Annotated in this window: 13 protein-coding genes; 6 read left to right on the forward strand and 7 right to left on the reverse strand. The window is 63.1% G+C overall.

Annotated features, from left to right (window positions below; genetic code table 11):
* Positions 1-194: 194 nt before the first annotated feature.
* The 3 genes from AC1MEK_RS21535 to AC1MEK_RS21545 form a co-directional block, all read right to left on the reverse strand.
* On the reverse strand, positions 195-2,279 hold the full coding sequence (locus tag AC1MEK_RS21535; protein WP_480398415.1) for a hypothetical protein: 2,085 nt from the start codon (positions 2,277-2,279) through the stop codon (positions 195-197).
* 305 nt (positions 2,280-2,584) lie between these two features.
* Positions 2,585-4,855 (reverse strand): putative bifunctional diguanylate cyclase/phosphodiesterase, encoded by a 2,271-nt coding sequence (locus AC1MEK_RS21540; RefSeq protein WP_480398302.1) that lies wholly within the window; start codon positions 4,853-4,855, stop codon positions 2,585-2,587.
* Between the two features lie 163 nt (positions 4,856-5,018).
* Positions 5,019-5,375 (reverse strand): YkgJ family cysteine cluster protein, encoded by a 357-nt coding sequence (locus AC1MEK_RS21545; protein WP_480398303.1) that lies wholly within the window; start codon positions 5,373-5,375, stop codon positions 5,019-5,021.
* A gap of 266 nt (positions 5,376-5,641) precedes the next feature.
* Here AC1MEK_RS21545 and AC1MEK_RS21550 point away from each other — a divergent pair, with 266 nt between their 5' ends.
* Positions 5,642-6,988, forward strand: coding sequence for a spinster family MFS transporter (locus AC1MEK_RS21550; RefSeq protein WP_480398304.1), 1,347 nt, complete (start codon positions 5,642-5,644; stop codon positions 6,986-6,988).
* Between the two features lie 155 nt (positions 6,989-7,143).
* Here the strand turns inward: AC1MEK_RS21550 and rapA are convergent, their stop codons facing one another.
* Entirely contained in the window at positions 7,144-9,990 is a 2,847-nt protein-coding gene (rapA, locus tag AC1MEK_RS21555) for an RNA polymerase-associated protein RapA (protein ID WP_480398305.1), read from the reverse strand.
* 229 nt (positions 9,991-10,219) lie between these two features.
* Between rapA and AC1MEK_RS21560 the strand changes: the two genes are divergently transcribed.
* The 3 genes from AC1MEK_RS21560 (at position 10,220) to ccoM (ending at position 11,072) form a co-directional block, all read left to right on the forward strand.
* Positions 10,220-10,594 carry an aspartate-semialdehyde dehydrogenase gene (locus AC1MEK_RS21560; RefSeq protein WP_480398306.1) on the forward strand — a complete coding sequence of 125 codons (375 nt, stop codon included), beginning with the start codon at positions 10,220-10,222 and terminating at the stop codon, positions 10,592-10,594.
* Positions 10,595-10,670: 76 nt separating this feature from the next.
* Complete coding sequence (locus tag AC1MEK_RS21565) at positions 10,671-10,835, forward strand: hypothetical protein (RefSeq protein WP_480398307.1); 165 nt, start codon at positions 10,671-10,673, stop codon at positions 10,833-10,835.
* Positions 10,836-10,955: 120 nt separating this feature from the next.
* Positions 10,956-11,072 carry a cytochrome c oxidase subunit CcoM gene (gene ccoM / locus AC1MEK_RS21570; RefSeq protein ID WP_480398308.1) on the forward strand — a complete coding sequence of 39 codons (117 nt, stop codon included), beginning with the start codon at positions 10,956-10,958 and terminating at the stop codon, positions 11,070-11,072.
* 61 nt (positions 11,073-11,133) lie between these two features.
* Here ccoM and AC1MEK_RS21575 read toward each other — a convergent pair whose 3' ends face one another.
* On the reverse strand, positions 11,134-14,922 hold the full coding sequence (locus tag AC1MEK_RS21575; RefSeq protein ID WP_480398309.1) for a bifunctional nitrate reductase/sulfite reductase flavoprotein subunit alpha: 3,789 nt from the start codon (positions 14,920-14,922) through the stop codon (positions 11,134-11,136).
* Between the two features lie 691 nt (positions 14,923-15,613).
* Between AC1MEK_RS21575 and nirB the strand changes: the two genes are divergently transcribed.
* Entirely contained in the window at positions 15,614-18,172 is a 2,559-nt protein-coding gene (gene nirB, locus AC1MEK_RS21580) for a nitrite reductase large subunit NirB (protein ID WP_480398310.1), read from the forward strand.
* Positions 18,172-18,549, forward strand: coding sequence for a nitrite reductase small subunit NirD (gene nirD, locus AC1MEK_RS21585; protein WP_480398311.1), 378 nt, complete (start codon positions 18,172-18,174; stop codon positions 18,547-18,549). Before nirB ends, nirD begins: the two co-directional genes overlap by 1 nt.
* Positions 18,550-18,570: 21 nt before the next feature.
* On the opposite strand, the gene AC1MEK_RS21590 is transcribed toward nirD, so the two are convergent.
* Both AC1MEK_RS21590 and AC1MEK_RS21595 read right to left on the reverse strand, forming a co-directional pair.
* Positions 18,571-19,497 (reverse strand): 2-hydroxyacid dehydrogenase, encoded by a 927-nt coding sequence (locus tag AC1MEK_RS21590; protein ID WP_480398312.1) that lies wholly within the window; start codon positions 19,495-19,497, stop codon positions 18,571-18,573.
* A 107-nt stretch (positions 19,498-19,604) separates the two neighbouring features.
* The gene (locus AC1MEK_RS21595) at positions 19,605-20,684 is read right to left on the reverse strand and encodes a tartrate dehydrogenase (protein ID WP_480398313.1); all 1,080 of its coding nucleotides are present in this window, start codon (positions 20,682-20,684) and stop codon (positions 19,605-19,607) included.
* Between the last annotated feature and the right edge of the window lie 73 nt (positions 20,685-20,757).

The raw sequence follows: 20,757 nt of genomic DNA on the forward strand, positions 1-20,757 counted from the left end.
TTCTGTTTGTTCTACCTAACGGCAGAAGCGTTTCGGCTTCGCCGAGTTACTTGGGGGTCTTTTCCAAGTAACTCGACGAAGTCGAAACAGGTCTGACGTTAGGAAGAACGCTCTGGACCTTGATCTGGCGTTAGCCAGACCTTATCAGCGTCACCGCTATGAACGAGTACTGCACGATACTAAGCACCGCAAACTCAACCCAAATAACCCGTCTTCCCCGTATGCTGATTCAGCGAAATCACCCGCGTCTTGCCAATCCGGTGACGGTAAATCTCCCGCAGGTATTTCACCGCCTTCTTCACGCTCTCCCGCGAAATCCGGATGTCGTTGATCGAAATGAAGCGCGACTTGTCATCGATCAACTCCCGGTACTTCTTCTCGTACATCGGCTTGATCGCATACCAGTTGGTATCCAGAATCTTCGCCGGGTTTTCATACTCATTGAGCAGATCATCGATGCGATCCTCGTCGAATTCCTCGCTGGTGATGAAATCCAGAATTGAGTTGTCCAGGGTTTCGTCGAAGCGGTACGGCTGCCTGGCAAAACAGCGTTTGATGAAGGCCACGATCAGGGTCAGGAAATCGTCCGACAGGCACGGGCTCTTGGCGATCAGGGTGGTCAGCGACAGGTTGGCCGAAGCGCCGATCACCAGCGCGTAACGCTTGAGCGTGGTGTTGGGGAACAGGCTGTTGAGGTGGGTCTTGAGCCGGTTCAGGTCCATGTAAGACAGCTTGTAATCCTTGGGCAGCGAGACGATCGACACCACCGACGAGCAGTTCTTGAAGAAATGCAGGTCGTGTAGCGCCGCTGCGTCATAGCCCGAGGCCTTGTACTGCTCCAGCGCCGCGCGATAACGGCGTGACTCGATCGGCAGCAGGCTGATGCCTTCGATGGCCTGGGTCATCTTGTTGAAGTGCGGCAGGTCGATGGAGCGGAAGAACAGGTCGTCGATGTCCAGGCGCGGCTGTTCCTTCTCGAACAGCTTGAGCTTGTCCGAGCCCGGCAGCGGGGTTTCCGGTACTACCGACTCGGCGTAGGCAATCGCCACCGGCCCGGCCAGGCTCATGAACAGGTCGTTGGCGTCCAGGCGGATCGTCTCGCCGATGTCGATGCCCGCCCTGCGGAAATAGTTCTGGTCGTAGTCAGTCGTGACCGCCTGGGCGGTCAGAATGTTGAAGATCTGCTGCGAGATGTACTGGTTGGCGTGGCGCTCCATGGCGTTGACGTCGATGTTCTCGATGGTGCCGTCATCGCTTTCCTCGGCGTAGCGCATGATGTCGTTGGAGATCAGCATCATCGCGTTCCACGGGCGAATGCGGCCCATGACGCTGGCTTCGCTGCTGTCTTCGTTCTCGAAGTTGTAGGAGAAATCCCATTCCTCAGCCAGATACTTGCAAAGCAAGCGCCCGGCGTTGATGTGCAGGGCTTCGGACATTTCGCTGCGGTGGTCGGAAATGTTCGGCAGCACGCAGATGCCGCTGGTGAAGATCGGCTCGAAGACGAAGGAGCGGCCGCGCTTGCTGTCGTTTTCGCTGGCAGGCTTGGTGTCGAACGTCTTGTTCATGTACGAGAACTGCTGGGCCAGGCCGAACTCCGAGGCCATGCCCGAGCCCGTACCGCCGCCGGCGCTGAAGATGTAGAAGTACAGGCGCGACTGGTTGGCCTTGATGCCGCACGAGTCGATCAGGTACGAGTGGATCAGCTTCCAGTCGGCGCTGGAGAAGTGTTCGGTGTCCTTGTTGAGGATGATCTTGGCCAGGTACTGGCCCAGGATCGGCGCGTTGCCTGCGCCACCGGCATGAACCTCGGACAGGTCCATGATCTTCATCTTGCTGTAGTCCTTGATGAAGCCGCTTTTTTCGCCCTTGCGCGAGAAGCGGATGCGCCCGGCGATGTCCTTGTCCAGGTCGCCCAGCATCACCAGCGGCTCGACCAGGAACACCGGTTTGCTCGACTTGTTCTGCACCAGGCGCAGGTTGTTGCGGATCCAGCGCGCCGGGCTGTAGCCCTTGTCATCGCGCAGGCGGTCGTCGTTGTTCAGCTGGTTGAGGTAGAAGGTGCGGGCGTTGTAGACCAGCTCGGCGACGTCCAGCGCGATGTTCGACCCGCAACGGCCCAGGCCGATCAGGCAGACCGAAGGAAACTGCTGATCGCTGCGGCTCTGGGTTTCCTCGAAGTGCAGCGACGGCGGAAACACCATGTCGCGCAGGCCGTCGAGGTTATCAAGGATGCGGTCGGTGTCGGTTTCGGTGAAATAAAGGTACGACTGGGCGGGCATGGGCGCAGGGCGGTAATCCCCACGGGCTACCACACTGTGCTCATCGAGTACGGTTTGCAGAAGTTCGGATACAGCGCCTGCTGCCTCGGTTTTGTTGGTCATTGCTTGCCACGCCTGAAGGATGGCGCAGGGTGTCAACGCGCCATCACCAAAAAGAAAGCCCGACTTTACAGCGGGTTATCGACGGCGAGCGATAGGGCCCAACCCTAGCGCCGCCTAAGGGAATCCCCTCTGGGATCGGCGACGAACGGTCAGTCTTGAGGGCGCGAAGGCTCAAGATCGCGGGCCTGTGTGGCGTGTCACACTCAGCGCGCCGGATGCGGCTGAGGTCTGTTGTCGGTCGGGGCGCAAGACAATCCAGGCGCTTCGATGGCCAGGTCCAGGGTTTCGAGGACCAATGACGACGGCCACAGTCTTGCTGCAGGGCGCAAATTGAGCTGGCGCACCAGCGGGCCGAGTTCACGCAGTGGCAACGGTTTGCTGAACAGGTAGCCCTGCACGTAATCACAGCCGTACTCGCTGAGGAAATCCAGCTGGGCCGGGGTTTCCACGCCTTCGGTGACCACTTTCAGATGCAGCGTGTGGGCCATGAGAATGATCGCCTGGACGATTTCCATGTCCTGGGGCGATTTGGGAATATCGATGATGAACGAGCGGTCGATCTTGACCGTGTCCAGCGGCAGGCGCTTGAGGTAGGCCAGCGAGGAATAGCCGGTGCCGAAGTCGTCGATCGACAGCCCTACGCCCAGGGCGCGGATTTCCTTGAGCAGCACGATGGTGTTGCTGATGTTGCCCATCAGCGCGTTTTCGGTGACTTCCAGTTCCAGCCGATGGGCCGCCACGCCGGCATCGTCCAGGGCACTGGCGACTTCATCCAGCAGCTCGACACGGGCCAGATTCAGGGCCGAGCAGTTCACCGCGATCACCAACTTGTCGAACCCGGGCTCGGTCAGTTTGCCCAGATCGCGGCAGGCGCGGCGCAGCACCCAGTTGTCCAGTTCGGCGATCAGGCCGTTGTTTTCCGCGATAGCGATGAATTTGTCCGGGGTCAGCAGGCCATGGGTCGGGTGCTGCCAGCGCACCAGCGCTTCGAGTTTGGCCACGTGGCCGGTGCGCAGGTCGACGATGGGTTGATAGAACAGTTGCAGGCCGCTTTCCTCGCGCAGCGCGGCGCGCAGTTCTTCTTCCAGGTGCAGTTCCAGGCTGGCCCGGGTTTTCAGGCTGGGGCTGAAGAAGTGCGTGCTGTTGCGGCCGTTGCCCTTGGATTGATACAGCGCCAGGTCAGCGTGCTTGAGCAGTTCTTCGCAGGTGTGGCCGTCCTGGGGGTAGATGCTGATGCCGATGCTCGTGGTCATGACCATGCGCCGGCCGGACAGCGCGATCGGGTCCTTCATCTTCTGCATCACCCGCTGCGCCAGATACAGCGCCTCGTCGCTATGGTTGAGCGACATCAGGATACAGAACTCGTCGCCACCGAACCGCGCCACCACGTCGCCGCCACGGGTCGCATTGCGAATCCGCTCTGCGATGACCTTGAGCAACTCGTCCCCGGCATCGTGGCCGAGGCTGTCGTTGATGCGCTTGAAGTGGTCGATGTCCAGGAACATCACCGCCAGCTTGTTGGATGGATCCTGCTCCATCAGGCGCTCGGCGAAGATCTGGTTGAAGCCCCGGCGGTTGATCAGGTTGGTGAGGGCGTCGTAATGCGCGACTTTCTGCAACGACACCCGCGCCTGATCGAGCTGGCTGAGCAGGGCATTGACCCTGCGCAGGTCGCGCTCCTTGGCCTGCAGCTTCTTGTCGGCCAGCGCCGCGCTGACGCTGCCGGCAACGATCAGCAACACGATCAGGGCGATGGTCAGCGCCAGTTGCAGGCTGTTTTCCGTGGTCGAGGCCTGCAGTTGCGTGTCGGTGGGCACCACCAGATGCAAGGCCCACATGCCCATGAAGTGCGTGCTGACGATGCCTGCGCCGAGCACCAGGCTGGCGCCGTACTTGAGCAACTGATGAAAGGTGCCGCTGCCCTGGCGCAGATGAATGGCCAGGACCAGCGCTGCCAGGCTGCTGGCCATGGCGATGACGATCGAGGCGGTGAAGCGCAGCGGCTCGTAATACTGCGTGGCGTCCGAGCGCATGGCTGACATGCCGGTGTAGTGCATGGCCGCGATGCCCAGGCCGATGAACACCGACGCAGCCAGATATTGTGCGGCGCGCAGTTGCGGATGGCTCAGCGCTTCCATGGCGACCACCCCGGCTATCAGGGCGATGGCCAGCGAAGTGACGGTGACGGACAGCTCGTAATGCATCTCCAGCGGCGCCCGGAACGACAGCATGCTGATGAAATGCATGGCCCAGATGCCCACCGCCAGACACAGCGCACCGAGGCCGCGCCAGCGGATCTTGGCCTTGCGATTGTCGACGTGGCCGACCCGCTCGGCGATGTCCAGCGTGGCGAAGCTGGCCGCGCAGGCCACCAGATAGGCGAGCAGCACCAGCAGCGGATCGTGACTGCAGTCCAGCAGCATCCGGCCGTCGGCGGGCATCGAAGGAAGAAAATGCAAACCCAGCCAATCCATAGCGCACTCCCTGTGTCCATTGCCCATGCCATCGATCTGGGTCGTTGATGGCACTTTGCAATGATTATAGAGAGGGGCGGATTTGAAACAGCTGTTTGGAGACGAACGTACTAATTATTTCGCAATAAGGACCGCCGGCGATAGATCGAAAACCGGTGACAACTCAGGCCACGGCGATCAGCGGCGGCGGCTCCAATGGTGGCAAACCGAATGCCGCCCGCGCAGTGTCGCAACCCGGGTTGTGTTCACCGTTGGTCCAGGACGACTCGAATTCCCGGCAGGGGCTGGAGCGCAGCTCGTAGATCGTGCAACGGGTGCCCTTGCCGACTTCGCCTTCAAGCGCTGTGCAGCGCGGGGATTTGCAGTCGGTGCCGAGCATCGCCACGCGGCTGGGGCTGATGCTGTCGACCAGATCGTCAGGCACGGTTCCGCCCGCCGAGGCGCATTCCCCCCAGAAAAAAGACACGCGAAAGTGTGAACAACAGGCACCACAATTCAGGCACGGGCTGACGTCGGACATGGCGATGAACTACAGAAAAAGGGGGAGGAGGGTGTCACGGTTGGGCGCTCATTCTAGGCTTTCCGTTGCGCCTGGGAAGGGGGGCGCGAAACTATATTTTCAGGCGCCGATCGGCGGTGTTTGATTGTCCCGACGGGGAGCGTGGGCGCGATCATACGTAGCTATCAGTTACACAAATGATCACAGACAGATCCGCCATCGCTGACTAGATTTGGGTTTCCCGGCCCGCTGGTGTCAGGCCCGATAACAATAAAAGAGATCGACACATGGATCATTCGACTCAAGCGGCGAACGCGTGGCGGGTGTTGTTTCTGCTGTTTCTGGCCAACCTGTTCAATTTCTTCGATCGCACCATCCCGGCGATCATCATCGAGCCGATCCGCAAGGAGTGGACGCTCAGCGACTTTCAGCTGGGCATCATCGGCACCGCCTTCACTCTGGTCTACGCCGTGGCCGGCTTGCCGCTGGGGCGCATGGCCGATACCGGTTCGCGCAGCAAGCTGATGGGCTGGGGCCTGGCGGCGTGGAGCGGGTTGACGGCGGTCAACGGGCTGGTTGGCAGTTTCTGGACCTTCCTGTTAGTGCGCATGGGCGTCGGCATCGGCGAGGCCAGTTATGCACCGGCGGCCAACTCGCTGATCGGCGACCTGTTCCCGGCCCACCGCCGTGCTCGGGCCATGGGTATCTTCATGCTGGGCCTGCCGCTGGGGCTGTTGCTGGCGTTCTTTACCATCGGCGCGATGGTCAAGGCGTTCGACAGCTGGCGCGCACCGTTTTTCATCGCTGCCGTGCCGGGGCTGATTCTGGCGCTGTTCATGTTTTTCATTCGCGAACCGGCCCGGGGCGCGGCGGAGAGCGTTGCAACGTCCGATGAGAAGATCGACCGGCCGATCCGCCGCGTGCTGTCGATTCCGACCTTCCGCTGGCTGGTGCTGGCCGGGCTGGCGTTCAACTTCGCCACCTACGCCTGCAACTCGTTCATGGTGCCGATGCTGCAGCGTTATTTCCTTCTGCCCTTGCAAGAAGCGGCGATGGCCACCGGCATGATCGTGGGCGTGACCGGGCTGGTCGGGCTGACCGCCGGGGGCTGGGTGGCCGACAAGGTGCACCAGCGCTGGGCCAATGGTCGGCTGATTTTCGCGGCGCTGAGCATGGCGGCTGCCAGCGTGTGCACCGGTTACGCGCTGCATGCCGGGCGCATCGAGATTGGCGTGTTCGTCGCTGTGTTCAGCGTCGGCTGGCTGTTTTCCTACAACTTCTACACCTGCGTCTACACCGCGATCCAGGACGTGGTGCAGCCGCGTCTGCGGGCGACGGCCATGGCGCTGTTCTTTGCCGGGTTGTATCTGCTGGGTGGCGGCCTGGGGCCGGTGGTGGTGGGGCTGCTGTCCGATCACTTCGCCCATGCGGCGATGAATGCCGCGCAGGTCGAGCAGATGACCGAGCCGTTCAAGGCCGTGGGCTTGCACGATGCGATGTACCTGATTCCGGTGGCGCTGTTCTTTGCGCTGGTGTTTCTGGTGCGGGCGTCGAAGTGCTTCAGCCGCGATGCGCAGCGGATGCGGGAGGGGATGGCAGGGGATGAGGTGCTGGCCAAGCCATCCATGGCGTGATCAGTGATTGCATTGCGACGTGGGAGTGAGCTTGCTCACGAAGGGGCCGGCGTATCCGCAGTGCGCTTTGCACCGAACGCTTGATTTCGTGAGCAAGCTCACTCCCACAGGTCCTGTGTTCACCGGGTGAACCCGGGTGAACATGATGTTCGGTGTTAACCCGCCACCAACACCCGAATCGCTTCCAGACGCAGCGCGGCCTTTTCCAGCATCGCCAGGCCTTGTTCGCGCAGTTCGCGCAGGGCGGTCAGTTCGCTGTCGCGCACCGTTGGGTTGACCGCTTGCAGGGCGGTCAGGCGCGCCAGTTCTTCATCGGTGTCCGCAGCCAGACGACGCTGAGCCTCGGCCACGCGCTCGGCGTGTTTCGGCGCGATCTTGCCTTCGGCGGCGTTGATCTGCGGGTTGAGCACGTCGCGCTGGGCCTGGATGAACTTGTTGGCGCTGGCGCGTGGCACGCTCTCGAGCTGGTCGTTCAGGGTGGTGAACGACACACGGCCCGACAGGTCGTTGCCGTTGCCATCCAGCAGGCAGCGCAGGGCGGCCGGTGGCAGGTAGCGGCCCAGTTGCAGCGAGCGCGGCGCGACCACTTCACTGACGTACAGCAGTTCCAGCAGCACGGTGCCGGGCTTGAGCGCCTTGTTCTTGATCAGCGCGACGGCGGTGTTGCCCATGGAACCGGACAGCACCAGGTCCATGCCGCCCTGCACCATCGGGTGCTCCCAGGTGATGAACTGCATGTCCTCGCGGGACAGCGCCTGGTTGCGGTCGTAGGTGATGGTCACGCCTTCGTCGTCGCCCAGCGGGAAGCTGGCGTCGAGCATTTTTTCGCTCGGTTTCAGGATCAGCGCGTTTTCCGAATGGTCCTCGCTGTCGATACCAAAGGCGTCGAACAGGGTTTCCATGTAGATCGGCAGTGTGAACTGATCGTCCTGCTCCAGAATCGCCTCGACCAGCGCCTCACCTTCACCAGCGCCGCCGGAGTTGAGTTCCAGCAGGCGGTCGCGGCCGGTGTGCAGCTCGCTTTCCAGACGCTCGCGCTCGGTGCGGGCTTCCTTGACCAGCGCCAGCCAGTCGTCCTCGTCGCCGCCTTCGAGTTGCGGCAGCAGGCGCGGGCCGAACTGATGTTGCAGGGCGTTGCCGGTCGGGCAGGTGTTGAGGAAGGCGTTGAGCGCTTCGTGGTACCACTGGAACAGCCGCTCTTGCGGGCTGGTTTCCAGGTACGGCACATGCAGCTCGATGGTGTGCTTCTGGCCGATACGGTCCAGACGGCCGATGCGCTGTTCCAGCAGGTCCGGGTGCGCCGGCAGATCGAACAGCACCAGATGGTGAGCGAACTGGAAGTTGCGGCCTTCACTGCCGATTTCCGAACAGATCAGCACCTGGGCGCCGAACTCTTCGTCAGCAAAATAGGCCGCGGCTCGGTCGCGTTCCAGAATGTTCATGCCTTCATGGAACACGGTAGCCGGGATGCCGGAACGCACGCGCAGGGCGTCTTCCAGGTCCATCGCGGTCTCGGCGTGGGCGCAGATCACCAGCACCTTGACGCGCTTGAGCATTTTGAGGGTGTCGATCAGCCAGTCGACGCGCGGGTCGAAGCGCCACCAGCGTTCTTCTTCGCTGGTCTCGCCCTGGGCCTGGAAGCTGACTTCCGGGTACAGGTCGGCGTGCTCGCCAATCGGCAGTTCCAGGTATTCGGCCGGGCAGGGCAGCGGGTACGGATGCAGTTTGCGCTCCGGAAATCCCTGCACAGCGGCGCGAGTGTTGCGGAACAGCACGCGGCCGGTGCCGTGGCGGTCAAGCAGTTCGCGGATCAGGCGTGCGCTGGCGTCGGTGTCGCCATCGGCCACGGCGGCCAGCAGCGCCTCGCCTTCAGCACCCAGGAAACCCTTGATGGTTTCGTGAGCCTTGGGCGACAGGCGGCCCTGGTCCAGCAGTTCCTGAACGGCTTCGGCCACCGGGCGATAGTTTTCGCTCTCGGCGCGGAAGGCTTTCAGGTCATGGAAGCGGTTCGGATCGAGCAGGCGCAGGCGCGCGAAGTGGCTGTCCTGGCCCAGTTGTTCAGGGGTCGCGGTGAGCAGCAGCACGCCCGGAATCACTTCGGCCAGTTGCTCGACCAGCGCGTACTCGGGGCTGACCTTGTCTTCGTGCCAGACCAGGTGGTGGGCTTCGTCGACCACCATCAGGTCCCAGCCCGCTGCGAACAGCGCGTCCTGGGCCTTCTCGTCGTCCACCAGCCATTCCAGCGAGACCAGCGCCAACTGGGTGTCTTCGAACGGGTTGCTGGCATCGCTTTCGATGAAACGCTCGGCGTCGAACAGCGCAACTTGCAGGTTGAAGCGGCGGCGCATCTCGACCAGCCACTGGTGCTGCAGGTTTTCCGGCACCAGGATCAGCACGCGGCTGGCACGGCCCGACAGCAGCTGGCGATGGATCACCAGGCCGGCTTCGATGGTTTTGCCCAGGCCCACTTCGTCAGCCAGCAGAACCCGCGGCGCGATGCGGTCGGCGACTTCACGGGCGATGTGCAACTGGTGGGCGATGGGTTGCGCGCGAACGCCGCCCAGGCCCCACAGCGAGGATTGCAGCTGGCGGCTGGTGTGCTCCAGGGTGTGGTAGCGCAGGGAGAACCAGGCCAGCGGGTCGATCTGCCCGGCGAACAGGCGGTCGGTTGCCAGACGGAACTGGATGAAGTTCGACAATTGGGTTTCGGGCAGGGTCACCGGCTGGTTCTGGGCGTTGAGGCCGTGGTAGACCAGCAGGCCGTCGATGTCCTCGACTTCGCGAACGGTCATCTTCCAGTTCTCGAAGTGGGTGATGGTGTCGCCCGGCGAGAAACGCACCCGCGTCAGCGGCGCATTGCGCAAAGCATACTGGCGAGTGTCGCCAGTGGCCGGATAGAGCACGGTCAATAAGCGGCCATCCTGTGCCAGAACGGTGCCTAATCCCAGCTCGGCTTCGCTGTCGCTAATCCAGCGTTGCCCCGGTTGATACTGCTGCGCCATGCTGCCTGACTCCCGCCTTGAAAAAGCCGCCTATGGTAACGGAACAAGCCGTCCAGGCCAAAGACTTAAGCGTAACGAACGGCTTAATACACCTGTATTTGCTGGGCGCAGGGTTTGCGCGCAGACTGGCCGGGGCACTTGTTGCGAAAAACATAGTCGAAACTTCCTTGTACGGCGGCTCAAGTCGACGAAACGGCAGCCGAAACCCTGTTAACAGGAGACCATTATCATGCTGCCACCACTGATCCCCTTGAGTGCCGCCCCTGTCACCGCGCAGCAGGATCCGGTCAGACCGACGCCCAGCGTCCCGCCTGTGACGCCCACCCAGCCAAGCTCCAACGAGTCGACCATCGACATGCGCCAGCGTGAACCGGAAGAAGCCGTGGTGCTCTTGCGTCAAGAACAGCGCCGGCAGAACCGCCGACGACGCGATCGACGCGCCGCCGATCGCCACCCCGAACTCAACGCCGATGACGCCGAGCAACAGCCGCATCCGGGGCCCGCGATGCCGGGCGACTACCTGAATGCCGACAACACGGTGCCGGTGGTGCCGATCATCGACGACGAACCGCGCCAGGGCCTGTGGGTCGATCTCAAGGTCTGAGACGCCAGCGGCTGTTGCAGGCTGTGGGTGGTATTGCGCATTATGCTTGCCATCAGGCAATCGAGAGCAGCACGCCATGAGCGATGATGACACCCAGGTGATCGACTTCGGCGCAGAACGCGCCAAGCGAATCCACGACCTCAATGACAAACGCCTCAACGAAGTGCGCAAGGCCTTCGAACAAGCGATGCCATTGGGCAAACCCCGCAAGAAACCCAAGAACAAGCCCAAGAAGCGCTGAACCCCTTCCTCTTTGCGCCACTGCTCGAATCCGTGGTGGCGTTGATCTGAGTCAACACTCTCGCGCATCCCTCTGGTTACTCTGCACCCATCGAACAGGGTCGCGGCAGGAGGGGCGCTTATGTTTCTCGATCATGCAGTGCTGGCTGGCGTCATCACGGTGATGTTGATGCTGAGCTTTTTTGCAGGGCTGTCCCTGTTCATCTGGAGAGACTCGCACAAGCGCGGCAAGGACTGAGCCTCCCCGACAACGAGCACGCAAGGCATTTTGGGCAACTTCGGTTGCCCATTTTTTTGCCTCAGTACACATCCCGCAAATAACGCTTCTGTTCGGACAGCTGCCGCAGGTACTCGCTGGCACGCTCTTCGCTCAGCCCGCCATGCACCGCAATGGCATCGCGCAGCGCCAGGTCCACATCCGTGGCCATGTGCGCCGCGTCGCCGCAAATATAGATGCGCGCCCCGTCCTGCAACCACGCCCACAACTCGGCGCCCTGTTCGCGGATGCGCTGCTGGACGTAGATCTTCTCGGCCTGGTCCCTGGAAAACGCCAGGCTCAAGCGCGTCAAATGCCCGCTCGCCCGCATGCCCTCCAGCTCATCGCGGTAGTAGAAGTCGGTGGCGGCATGCTGCTCGCCGAAGAACAGCCAGTTTCTGCCGCGATCGCCACGGGCCCGGCGTTCCTGGAGAAACGCGCGAAACGGCGCCACGCCGGTGCCCGGCCCGATCATGATCATCGGCACGTCGCCATCGCTCGGCACGCGAAAATGCCGGCTGGGTTGAAGGAAGATCGGCACCTGACACTCGCCTGCGCGGTCAGCCAGAAAGGTCGAGGACACGCCCTTGCGTTGGCCATAACGCACCGCCGAAACCGTCAGATGCACCTGATCGGGATGAGCCTTGAAACTCGATGCAATGGAATACAGGCGCGGCTGCAACGGGCGCAGGCTTTCGAGCAGTTCCTGGCCCGAGCAGTCCAGCGGAAACTCGCGCAGGACATCCGCCAGTTGCCGCCCCCACAGCCAGCTTTTCAGTTCTCCACGAAGCGATTCGCCGAGCAGGTTCTGCAGATCCTGATGCTTGCCGCGCCGGGCGATGAACTCCAGCATTTCGGCACCGGGACGGGCGATTTCATAGCCTTCGGTCAAGGCTTGGCGCAGCGACACTTCGCCCAGCTTGTCGGCCAGCACTGGCTGCTCGGCGGAAAGGCCGGTCAGTTCGAGCACTTCTTCCACCAGCGCCGGGCAGTTTTGCGGCCACACACCCAGCGCGTCCCCGGCCTCGTAGGTCATGCCCGAATCGTCCAGGCTCAGGGCGAACTGGCGGGTGTCCTTGGTTGCACCAGCGCCATTGAGCCGACGATTGATCACCAGGCGCGAGGCGTGCGGGCGGGCGCGGGTGGGCTGGTCGCTGGCCGGCGTCTCGAACACGGTGTCCGGCAGGTCCAGTTCCAGCGCCTGTTGCAAGGCGCGAAACCAGCCCGCGGCCGGGCCTTCGAAATCGCCGTCGCAGTCGACCCGCGCAATCAGCGGCGATGCACCGAGGGTGAGCAGGCGCTGATCGAGGTTCTTGCCGTGCTGGCAGAAGGTTTCATAACTGGGGTCGCCCAACGCGAGCACCGCATAACGCAGGGATTCGAGGCGTTCCTGTTGCGCGCTCAGCGACTGCCAGAAACCCAGGCCGTTGTCGGGTGAGTCGCCGTCGCCAAAGGTGCTGCTGATCAGCGCCACATTGGCCGTCTCACTCAGGCGCGCCACCGGAAAACTGTCCATCGCCGCCACCTGCACCGCAACGCCCGCAGTGCGCAGATGGCGGCCGAAACGCTTGGCCAGGGTTTCCGCATTGCCGGTCTGCGAGGCCCAGAGCAGCGTCAATAGCGGCTCGCCTTCGAACGCTTCGGTTTCGTCCTCTGCGCTGTGGGGCAGGTCGAGAAAACGATGGCCGATCAGCTCGACCTTGCGCAGCGCCACGGCGCTGAACTTGAATTCGGGCTGCAGGGAAATGGGGTCGATGGCGTCGCTGGTCAGCGCATTGATCGCCAGGTTGTCGCCGAACACATTGTTCCAGTGAAACGGCGCGAAACAGTTACCGGGGCGAACCCGATCGGTGACCACGGCGGGGAGGATCGCCTGGCCGCGCGGGGAGCGGATTTCCACGGCGTCCTTGTCGGCAATGCCCAGGGCCTGAGCATCGTCGGGATGGATTTCGATAAAGGGGCCGGGGTTGAGTTTGTTCAGGGTTGGCACTTTGCCGGTCTTGGTCAGGGTGTGCCACTGGTGCTGCACCCGGCCGGTATTGAGCACCATCGGGAAGGTGTCACTGGGCATTTCCGCAGGCGGCAGGTGCGGGCGCGGCAGGAAGTTCGCCTTGCCGCTCTCGGTGGCAAACACGATAGCCGCGTCGCCCGCTCGCCGGGTCTGGCTGATGCCGTTATTGAGGTAGCGAATCGGGTTGCGGGTGCCTGAATCGTCTGGCGCGCAAGGCCATTGCAGCGGCTGCTCACGCAGGCGCAGGTAGCTGGCGCCGCGAATGTCATAGCCGGTTTTCGGGTTCCAGGCCTGCTTGATTTCCTCGAAGACGTCTTCGGCACAGGTATAGGAGAACGCCTCGGCAAAGCCCATTTCACAGGCCACCCGCGCGATGATCTGCCAGTCCGCCATGGCCTGTCCCGGTGCGTCCACCGCTTTGCGGGTCAGGTTCAGGTTGCGCTCGGAATTGATCATCACCCCTTCGGCCTCGGCCCACAGCGCGCCCGGCAGAAGAATGTCGGCGTAGCGGTTGGTTTCGGTGTCCAGGAACGCATCTTGGGTGATGACCAGCTCGGCGGCCTGCAAGGCGTCGATGACCGTGGCGCGGTTGGCGACGCTGGCCACCGGGTTGGTGCAGATGATCCAGCAGGCCTTGATGATGCCGTCGCGCATCTGCTCGAACATCTCGACGGTGCCGCCGCCGGTCTTCTGGCTGAGGCTGCCCCGGGGGATCGCCCACATATCCTCGATGAACTGACGATCGCTTTGCACCAGTGCCGAGCGCTGCCCCGGCAGGCCCGGGCCCATGTAGCCCATCTCGCGGCCGCCCATGGCATTGGGTTGACCGGTCAGGGAAAACGGCCCGCTGCCGGGGCGGCAGATCGCGCCGGTGGCCAGGTGCAGATTGCACAGCGCGTTGGTGTTCCAGGTGCCGTGGGTGCTCTGGTTCAGGCCCATGGTCCAGCAGCTCATCCACTCGGGGGCCTGGCCGATCATCTGCGCGGCTTTGCGGATGTCCGCTTCGGCAAGGCCGGTGATCTGCGAGACCTTCGCCGGGGTGTAGTCGGCGAGAAAAGCGGGCATCGCGTCCCAGCCTTCCGTGTACGCGGCGATAAATTCGGCATCGACGTCGCCGTTTTCCAGCAACAGGTGCAGCAGGCCGTTGAGCAGCGCAAGGTCGGTGCCGGGCTTGATCTGCAGGAACAGGCCGGCCTTGTCGGCGGTGGCGCTGCGCCGCGGATCGACCACGATCAGCTGCGCCCCGGCCTTGACCCGATCCATCATGCGCAGGAACAGGATCGGATGGCAGTCGGCCATGTTCGCGCCGATCACGAAAAACAGATCGGCCTTGTCGAAGTCGTCGTAGGAGCCGGGCGGGCCGTCGGCGCCCAGCGACAGTTTGTAGCCGCTGCCGGCGCTGGCCATGCACAGCCGCGAGTTGGATTCGATGTGGGGCGTGCGCACGAACCCCTTGGCCAGTTTGTTGGCCAGGTACTGGGCTTCCAGCGACATCTGGCCGGACACATAAAAGGCCAGCGCGTCGGGGCCGTCGCGGTCGAGGATTGTGCGCAGGCGCAAGGCTGTTTCTCGGATGGCGGCGTCCATGTCGCTGCGCACCGGTTGCTGCTGGCGGTCATGGCGCAGCCAGGCGTCTTCCATGCGTCCGGATTCGGCAAGCGCCTGGCCCGCCGTGGTGCCCTTGGTGCACAGGCGGCCGAAGTTGGTCGGATGAGTTTTGTCGCCGCTGATCTTGATCACGCGGTTGTTCTGCACCTGCATGACGATGCCGCAGCCGACACCGCAATAAGGACACACACTTCGCACACTGTTGCTGGCCATATTTCCATTTCCCGAAAACAAAAAAGACGCCCTGTTCCCCCTCGTCGAAAACGGGGAGCACACGGCGCCTTTGTCGTGAAATGGCAATCGGCGTTGATTGCCTGTGGGGGAGGGCTTTGCAAGGGGTGGGCCAGTTGGAATCCGGCCCGGTGTGAGAGTGATGGCGCCCGGTAGATCGCCCCGCCGGCAAGCCGTGCTGCTACGGGGTGGGGGTGGAGAGTGGCTGTGTTGGCAGCATCACGATGGGGCGATTTGGATGACGGCGCACTCTTTTCGTGCCAGACCTGCCGCTTCTGCCCGGAGGGCTTAGGAGCGTAGCTTGCTCGCGATCTGGCGCGCAGCGGCAGTAAAACCAGACACCTGAATTTCAACAGGCACACCGCGTTTAAAGGGTTTGCTGGCGCTTCGCACCAGATTGCGAGCAAGCTCGGCTCTTACGCCCTGCGGGCAGAATCAACAGCGCTGGCACAGCCATTGCTTCATCCCTTGCAAGTCCGGCCTCGAAAGGCTGGCAGCCCTGGCCGGTCAACGATGATCGTCCGCCTTCCAAGGCAGGGGCTTACAGGTTGCGCCGACACTGTGGTCGAGTGCCAACCCTTAAAAAGAACAGGCAAAGGCGCCTGGAACCCAACGGTTCCGGGCGCTTTTTTTTTGCTTCGAAAAACCTGATTGGCCTAGGCCGGGACTCGCCATGAACACCACAGTCGCCTCTGCAAACGATGTACAAACCTTGATCGTCGTGGGTAACGGGATGGTTGGGCATCACTGCGTCGAACAACTGATCGGCGCGGGCGCCCTTGCGCGCTATCGCATCCATGTGTTCGGCGAAGAGCGCCAGCGCGCCTATGACCGCGTGCACCTGTCCGAATACTTTGGCGGCCGCGATGCCGAGTCGCTGGCCCTGAGTGACGCCTCCTTATATGAACAGCCCGGCCTGACCCTGCACCTGGGCGTGCCGGTACTGGAAATCGATCGGGCGCGCAGGGAAGTGATCACCGCCCAGGGCGCGTTCGCGTTCGACAAACTGATCCTGGCCACCGGCTCCTATCCGTTCGTGCCGCCCATCGAGGGCGCCGAGGGGCATTCGCGTCTGGTCTATCGCACCCTCGATGACCTGGACACCATCCGCGCGGCCGCCGCCAACGCCCGACGCGGCGTGGTGGTCGGCGGCGGTCTGCTGGGGCTGGAAGCGGCGAATGCGCTCAAATCCCTGGGCCTGGAAGCCCATGTGGTCGAGTTCGCGCCACGGCTGATGCCGGTGCAACTGGACGATTGGGGCGGCGCGGCGTTGAAGGCGCGTATCGAAGCACTGGGCGTCGGCGTGCACCTGTCCCGCGCTACTCAATCGATCAGCGCCGGCGAGCACTATCGCTACCGGATGAACTTCGCCGGGGATGAGTTTCTTGAAACCGACCTGATCGTGTTCTCCGCCGGGATTCGCCCGCAGGACGCGCTCGCCCGCCAGTGCGAATTGGAACTGGGGCCGCGGGGCGGCGTCGTCATTGACGAACACTGCCGCACCTCCGACGCCGATATCTTCGCCATCGGCGAATGCGCGGCGTGGAACGGCAGCGTCTTTGGCTTGGTCGCGCCGGGTTATCAGATGGCTCGCAGCGTCGCCGCGCAACTCTGTGATCGGGACGCCGAGCCGTTCTTCGGCGCCGACATGTCGACCAAACTCAAACTTCTGGGCGTGGACGTCGGTTCCATCGGCGATGCCCACGGCGCCCTGAGCGGCGCGCGCAGCTATCGCTACATCGACGAAGCCACCTCGACCTACCGCCGCCTGGTGGTCAGCGCCGACGGCAAGCAGGTGCTGGGCGCGGTGCTGGTCGGCGACAACAGCTATTACGACACCCTGCTGCAGTACGCGCAGAACGGCATCAAGCTGCCTGCCGATCCGTCGAGCCTGATCCTGCCGCACAGCGAAGGTGCGCCGACCCTGGGTGCCGACGCGCTGCCCGCCACGGCGACCATCTGCTCCTGTCACAACGTCAGCAAGGCTTCGATCTGCTCGGCCATCGACGGCGGCTGCACCGACCTTGCCGGGATCAAGGCCTGTACCAAGGCCGCCACCGGCTGCGGCGGTTGTGCGGCGCTGCTCAAGAGCGTGTTCGAGCACGAGCTGACCGCCCGCGGCGTGGCGGTCGACAAGAGCCTGTGCGAACACTTCGCCTACACCCGCCAGGAGCTGTACGCCTTCGCCCGGGTGGAAAACATCGAGAGCTTCGAGCAGATGCTCGCGCAGCACGGCAAGGGCCATATCGGTTGCGACATCTGCAAACCGGCGGTCGGATCGATCCTTGCGTCCTGCTGGAACAAGCCGATCATGGACCCTTCGCTGGTGCCGCTGCAGGACACCAACGACACCTTCATGGCCAACATGCAGAAGAACGGCACCTACTCGGTGGTGCCGCGAATTCCGGCCGGTGAAATTACCCCGGACGGCCTGATCGCCATTGGCGCGGTGGCGAAGAAATACGATCTGTACACCAAGATCACCGGCGGGCAGCGCATCGACCTGTTCGGTGCGCAGTTGCACGAGCTGCCGGACATCTGGGCCGAACTGATCGCCGCCGGGTTCGAGACCGGCCACGCCTACGGCAAGTCCACGCGCACGGTGAAATCCTGCGTGGGCAGCACCTGGTGCCGCTACGGCGTGCAGGACAGCGTGCAGATGGCCCTGACCATCGAGGATCGCTACAAGGGCCTGCGTTCGCCGCACAAACTCAAGTTCGCGGTGTCCGGCTGCACCCGCGAATGCGCCGAAGCGCAGAGCAAGGACATCGGCGTGATCGCCACCGAGAAAGGCTGGAACCTGTATGTGTGCGGCAACGGCGGCATGCGCCCGCGTCACGCCGAGCTGTTCGCCACCGACCTGGATGACGCCACGCTGATCCGCTACATCGACCGCGTGCTGATGTTCTACATCCGCACTGCCGACAAGCTGCAGCGCACCTCGGTGTGGCGCGAGTCGCTGGAGGGCGGGCTGGACTACCTCAAGGCCGTGGTCATCGACGACAGCCTGGGCCTGGCCGCCGAACTTGAAGAACAGATGCAACTGGTGGTCGACCGTTACGAATGCGAATGGGCCAACGCGCTCAAGAGCCCGGAAAAACTCAAGCGCTTCCGCACGTTCGTCAACGACAAGAGTGCGGACCCTGACATTCACTTCGTCAAGGAACGCAGCCAGCGCCGCCCGGCGCGGGCCAATGAACTCAACCTGATTGCCGTTTCGGAGAGTGTGTGATGAGCCAGAGTAACGCAGTGATCAATCACAGGGTACACACCCAGGCCTGGCGCGCGGTGTGTGCGCGCGAGGATCTGGTCCTCAATTCCGGTGTCGTGGCGCTGGTGGGCAATACCCAGGTCGCGCTGTTTTGCGTGGCCTCGATCAGCGGCACACCGCAGTTGTTCGCTGTCGACAATCGCGACCCGGTGTCCGGTGTCAACGTCATCGGGCGCGGCCTGGTCGGCAGCCTGGCGGGCGATCTGGTGATCGCCTCGCCGCTCTACAAACAGCATTACCGGCTGGAGGATGGCACCTGCCTGGAAGACGCCTCCCTGCGCTTGAGGACCTGGCCGGTGCGGATTGTGGGCGATGTGATCGAGGTCGATGTGGGCTGAATCCTGCGCGAGGGGCGCGAATCAGTAACCCTGTTCGCGCTCGATCACCCCATTCATGACTTCACCGCGCTGATGCCGGCGGATGTTCTCCAGCAGCACCGCAAAGGCGGTGTCCGGTGAGGTGTTGGCGCCGATGTGCGGGGTGAGCCAGATCCCGGGATGCTGCCAGAACGGATGTGCGTCGCCCGGCGGTTCCTGATTGAGCACGTCGACGATGGCGTGGCTCAGTTGCCCGCTATCGAGTGCGTCGAGCAAATCGGCTTCGATCAAATGCCCGCCACGCCCCAGGTTGATCAGCTGCGCGCCCTTGGGCAGGGCCGAGAACAGCCTGGCGTCGAGAATGCCCCGGGTGTCATCGGTCAACGGCAGCAGGCAGATGAGAATGTTGCACTGGGCGAGAAACGCTGGCAGCTGCTCTTCGCCGGCGAAGCACTGTACGCCTTCGATGTTTTTCTGTGAGCGGGCCCAGCCTGAGAGGGGAAAGCCGAACGGCCGCAGGCTTTGCAGCACCGCCGTACCGAGGTTGCCCAGGCCCATCACACCGACCCGGCGCCGGCTGGCCGGGGTCAGCTCATGCTCCTGCCACTGGCTGTTGCGTTGCTGTTGCAGGTAGGTGGGGATCTGCCGGTGCAGGCTCAGCACCGCGAAACACGCGTATTCGATCATGCCCTGGGCGATGCCGGGGTCGAGCATGCGCACCACCTGGATGTGTTCGGGCAGTTCACCGAGGTCGAACTGATCGACCCCCGCCGAGGTGGCGAAAATCACTTCCAGTTCGGGAAAACGCTGGTGCAGGTTCTGCGGCGGTTGCCAGGCGGCGAAGTAGCGGACCTGCGCAGGATCGCCGACCTCTGGCCACAGGCGCACCTCGATGTCCGGCGCATGCTGCTCGAACAGGGATTTCCAGGTCAGGGCGCGGTCATCGTCGACTTTGAACAGCAGAGCCATGGGGTTCTCGCAAGCGCTGGGAAGATGAGGCATACGATGCCAGAGCCGCGCGCAACAATCTCCCGAATCACTCAGGGTGAGCGGGAGATTGCGCGTTTTTCAGTGCGTCAGACCGCAGCGGCGATGGCCTTGCCCAGCGCCTCGGTGTTGCCGGTGCCGCCGATGTCGCGGGTCAGCGGCGCGTCCTGCGGGCCCATGGCCAGGACCTTTTCGATGGCCGCCAGCACCGCCGCGCCAGCTTCGGGATGGCCCAGATGGTCGAGCATCATCGCACCGCACCAGATCTGCCCGATGGGGTTGGCGATGCCCTTGCCGGCGATGTCCGGCGCCGAGCCGTGGACCGGCTCGAACAGGCTCGGGAAATTGCGCTCCGGGTTGATGTTGGCCGACGGCGCGATGCCGATGGTGCCGGTGCAGGCCGGGCCGAGGTCCGACAGGATGTCGCCGAACAGGTTACTGGCCACCACCACGTCGAACCAGTCCGGGTGCAGGACGAAGTTCGCGGTGAGGATGTCGATGTGGTACTTGTCGACCTTCACCTCGGGGTACTTCTGGCCCATCTCGGCCACGCGCTCGTCCCAGTACGGCATGGTGATCGCGATGCCGTTGGATTTGGTCGCCGAGGTCAGGTGTTTCTTCGGCCGGCTCTGGGCCAGGTCGTAGGCGAACTTGAGGATGCGGTCGACCCCTACGCGGGTCATCACGGTTTCCTGCAGGACGATTTCGCGCTCGGTGCCAGGGAACATCTTGCCGCCGACGCTGGAGTATTCGCCTTCGGTGTTCTCGCGCACCACCCAGAAATCGATGTCGCCGGGCTTGCGGTTGGCCAGCGGCGCCTTCACGCCGGGCATCAGGCGGCACGGGCGCAGGTTGACGTACTGGTCGAACTCGCGGCGGAACTGCAGCAGCGAATCCCACAGCGAAATGTGGTCGGGCACCACGTCCGGCCAGCCCACGGCGCCGAAGTAGATCGCGTCATAGCCCTTGAGCAGCTCGAACCAGTTGTCCGGCATCATCTTGCCGTGGGCCAGGTAGTAATCGGCGCTGGCAAAGTCGAACCAGTCCCACTGCAGTGCCAGGTCATGTTTGGCCGCCACGGCGTCGAGCACGCGCACGCCTTCGGGCATGACTTCCTTGCCGATGCCGTCGCCGGGGATGACTGCGATCTTGTACTGGGCATTGCTCATGGTTCGACTCCTGACGGGAAGGTGTGTACGGCCAGTGTATGGAGTCTTTGCCGATTAATAATTAGTCTGTAGC

This window comes from Pseudomonas sp. 2 (assembly GCF_056627435.1).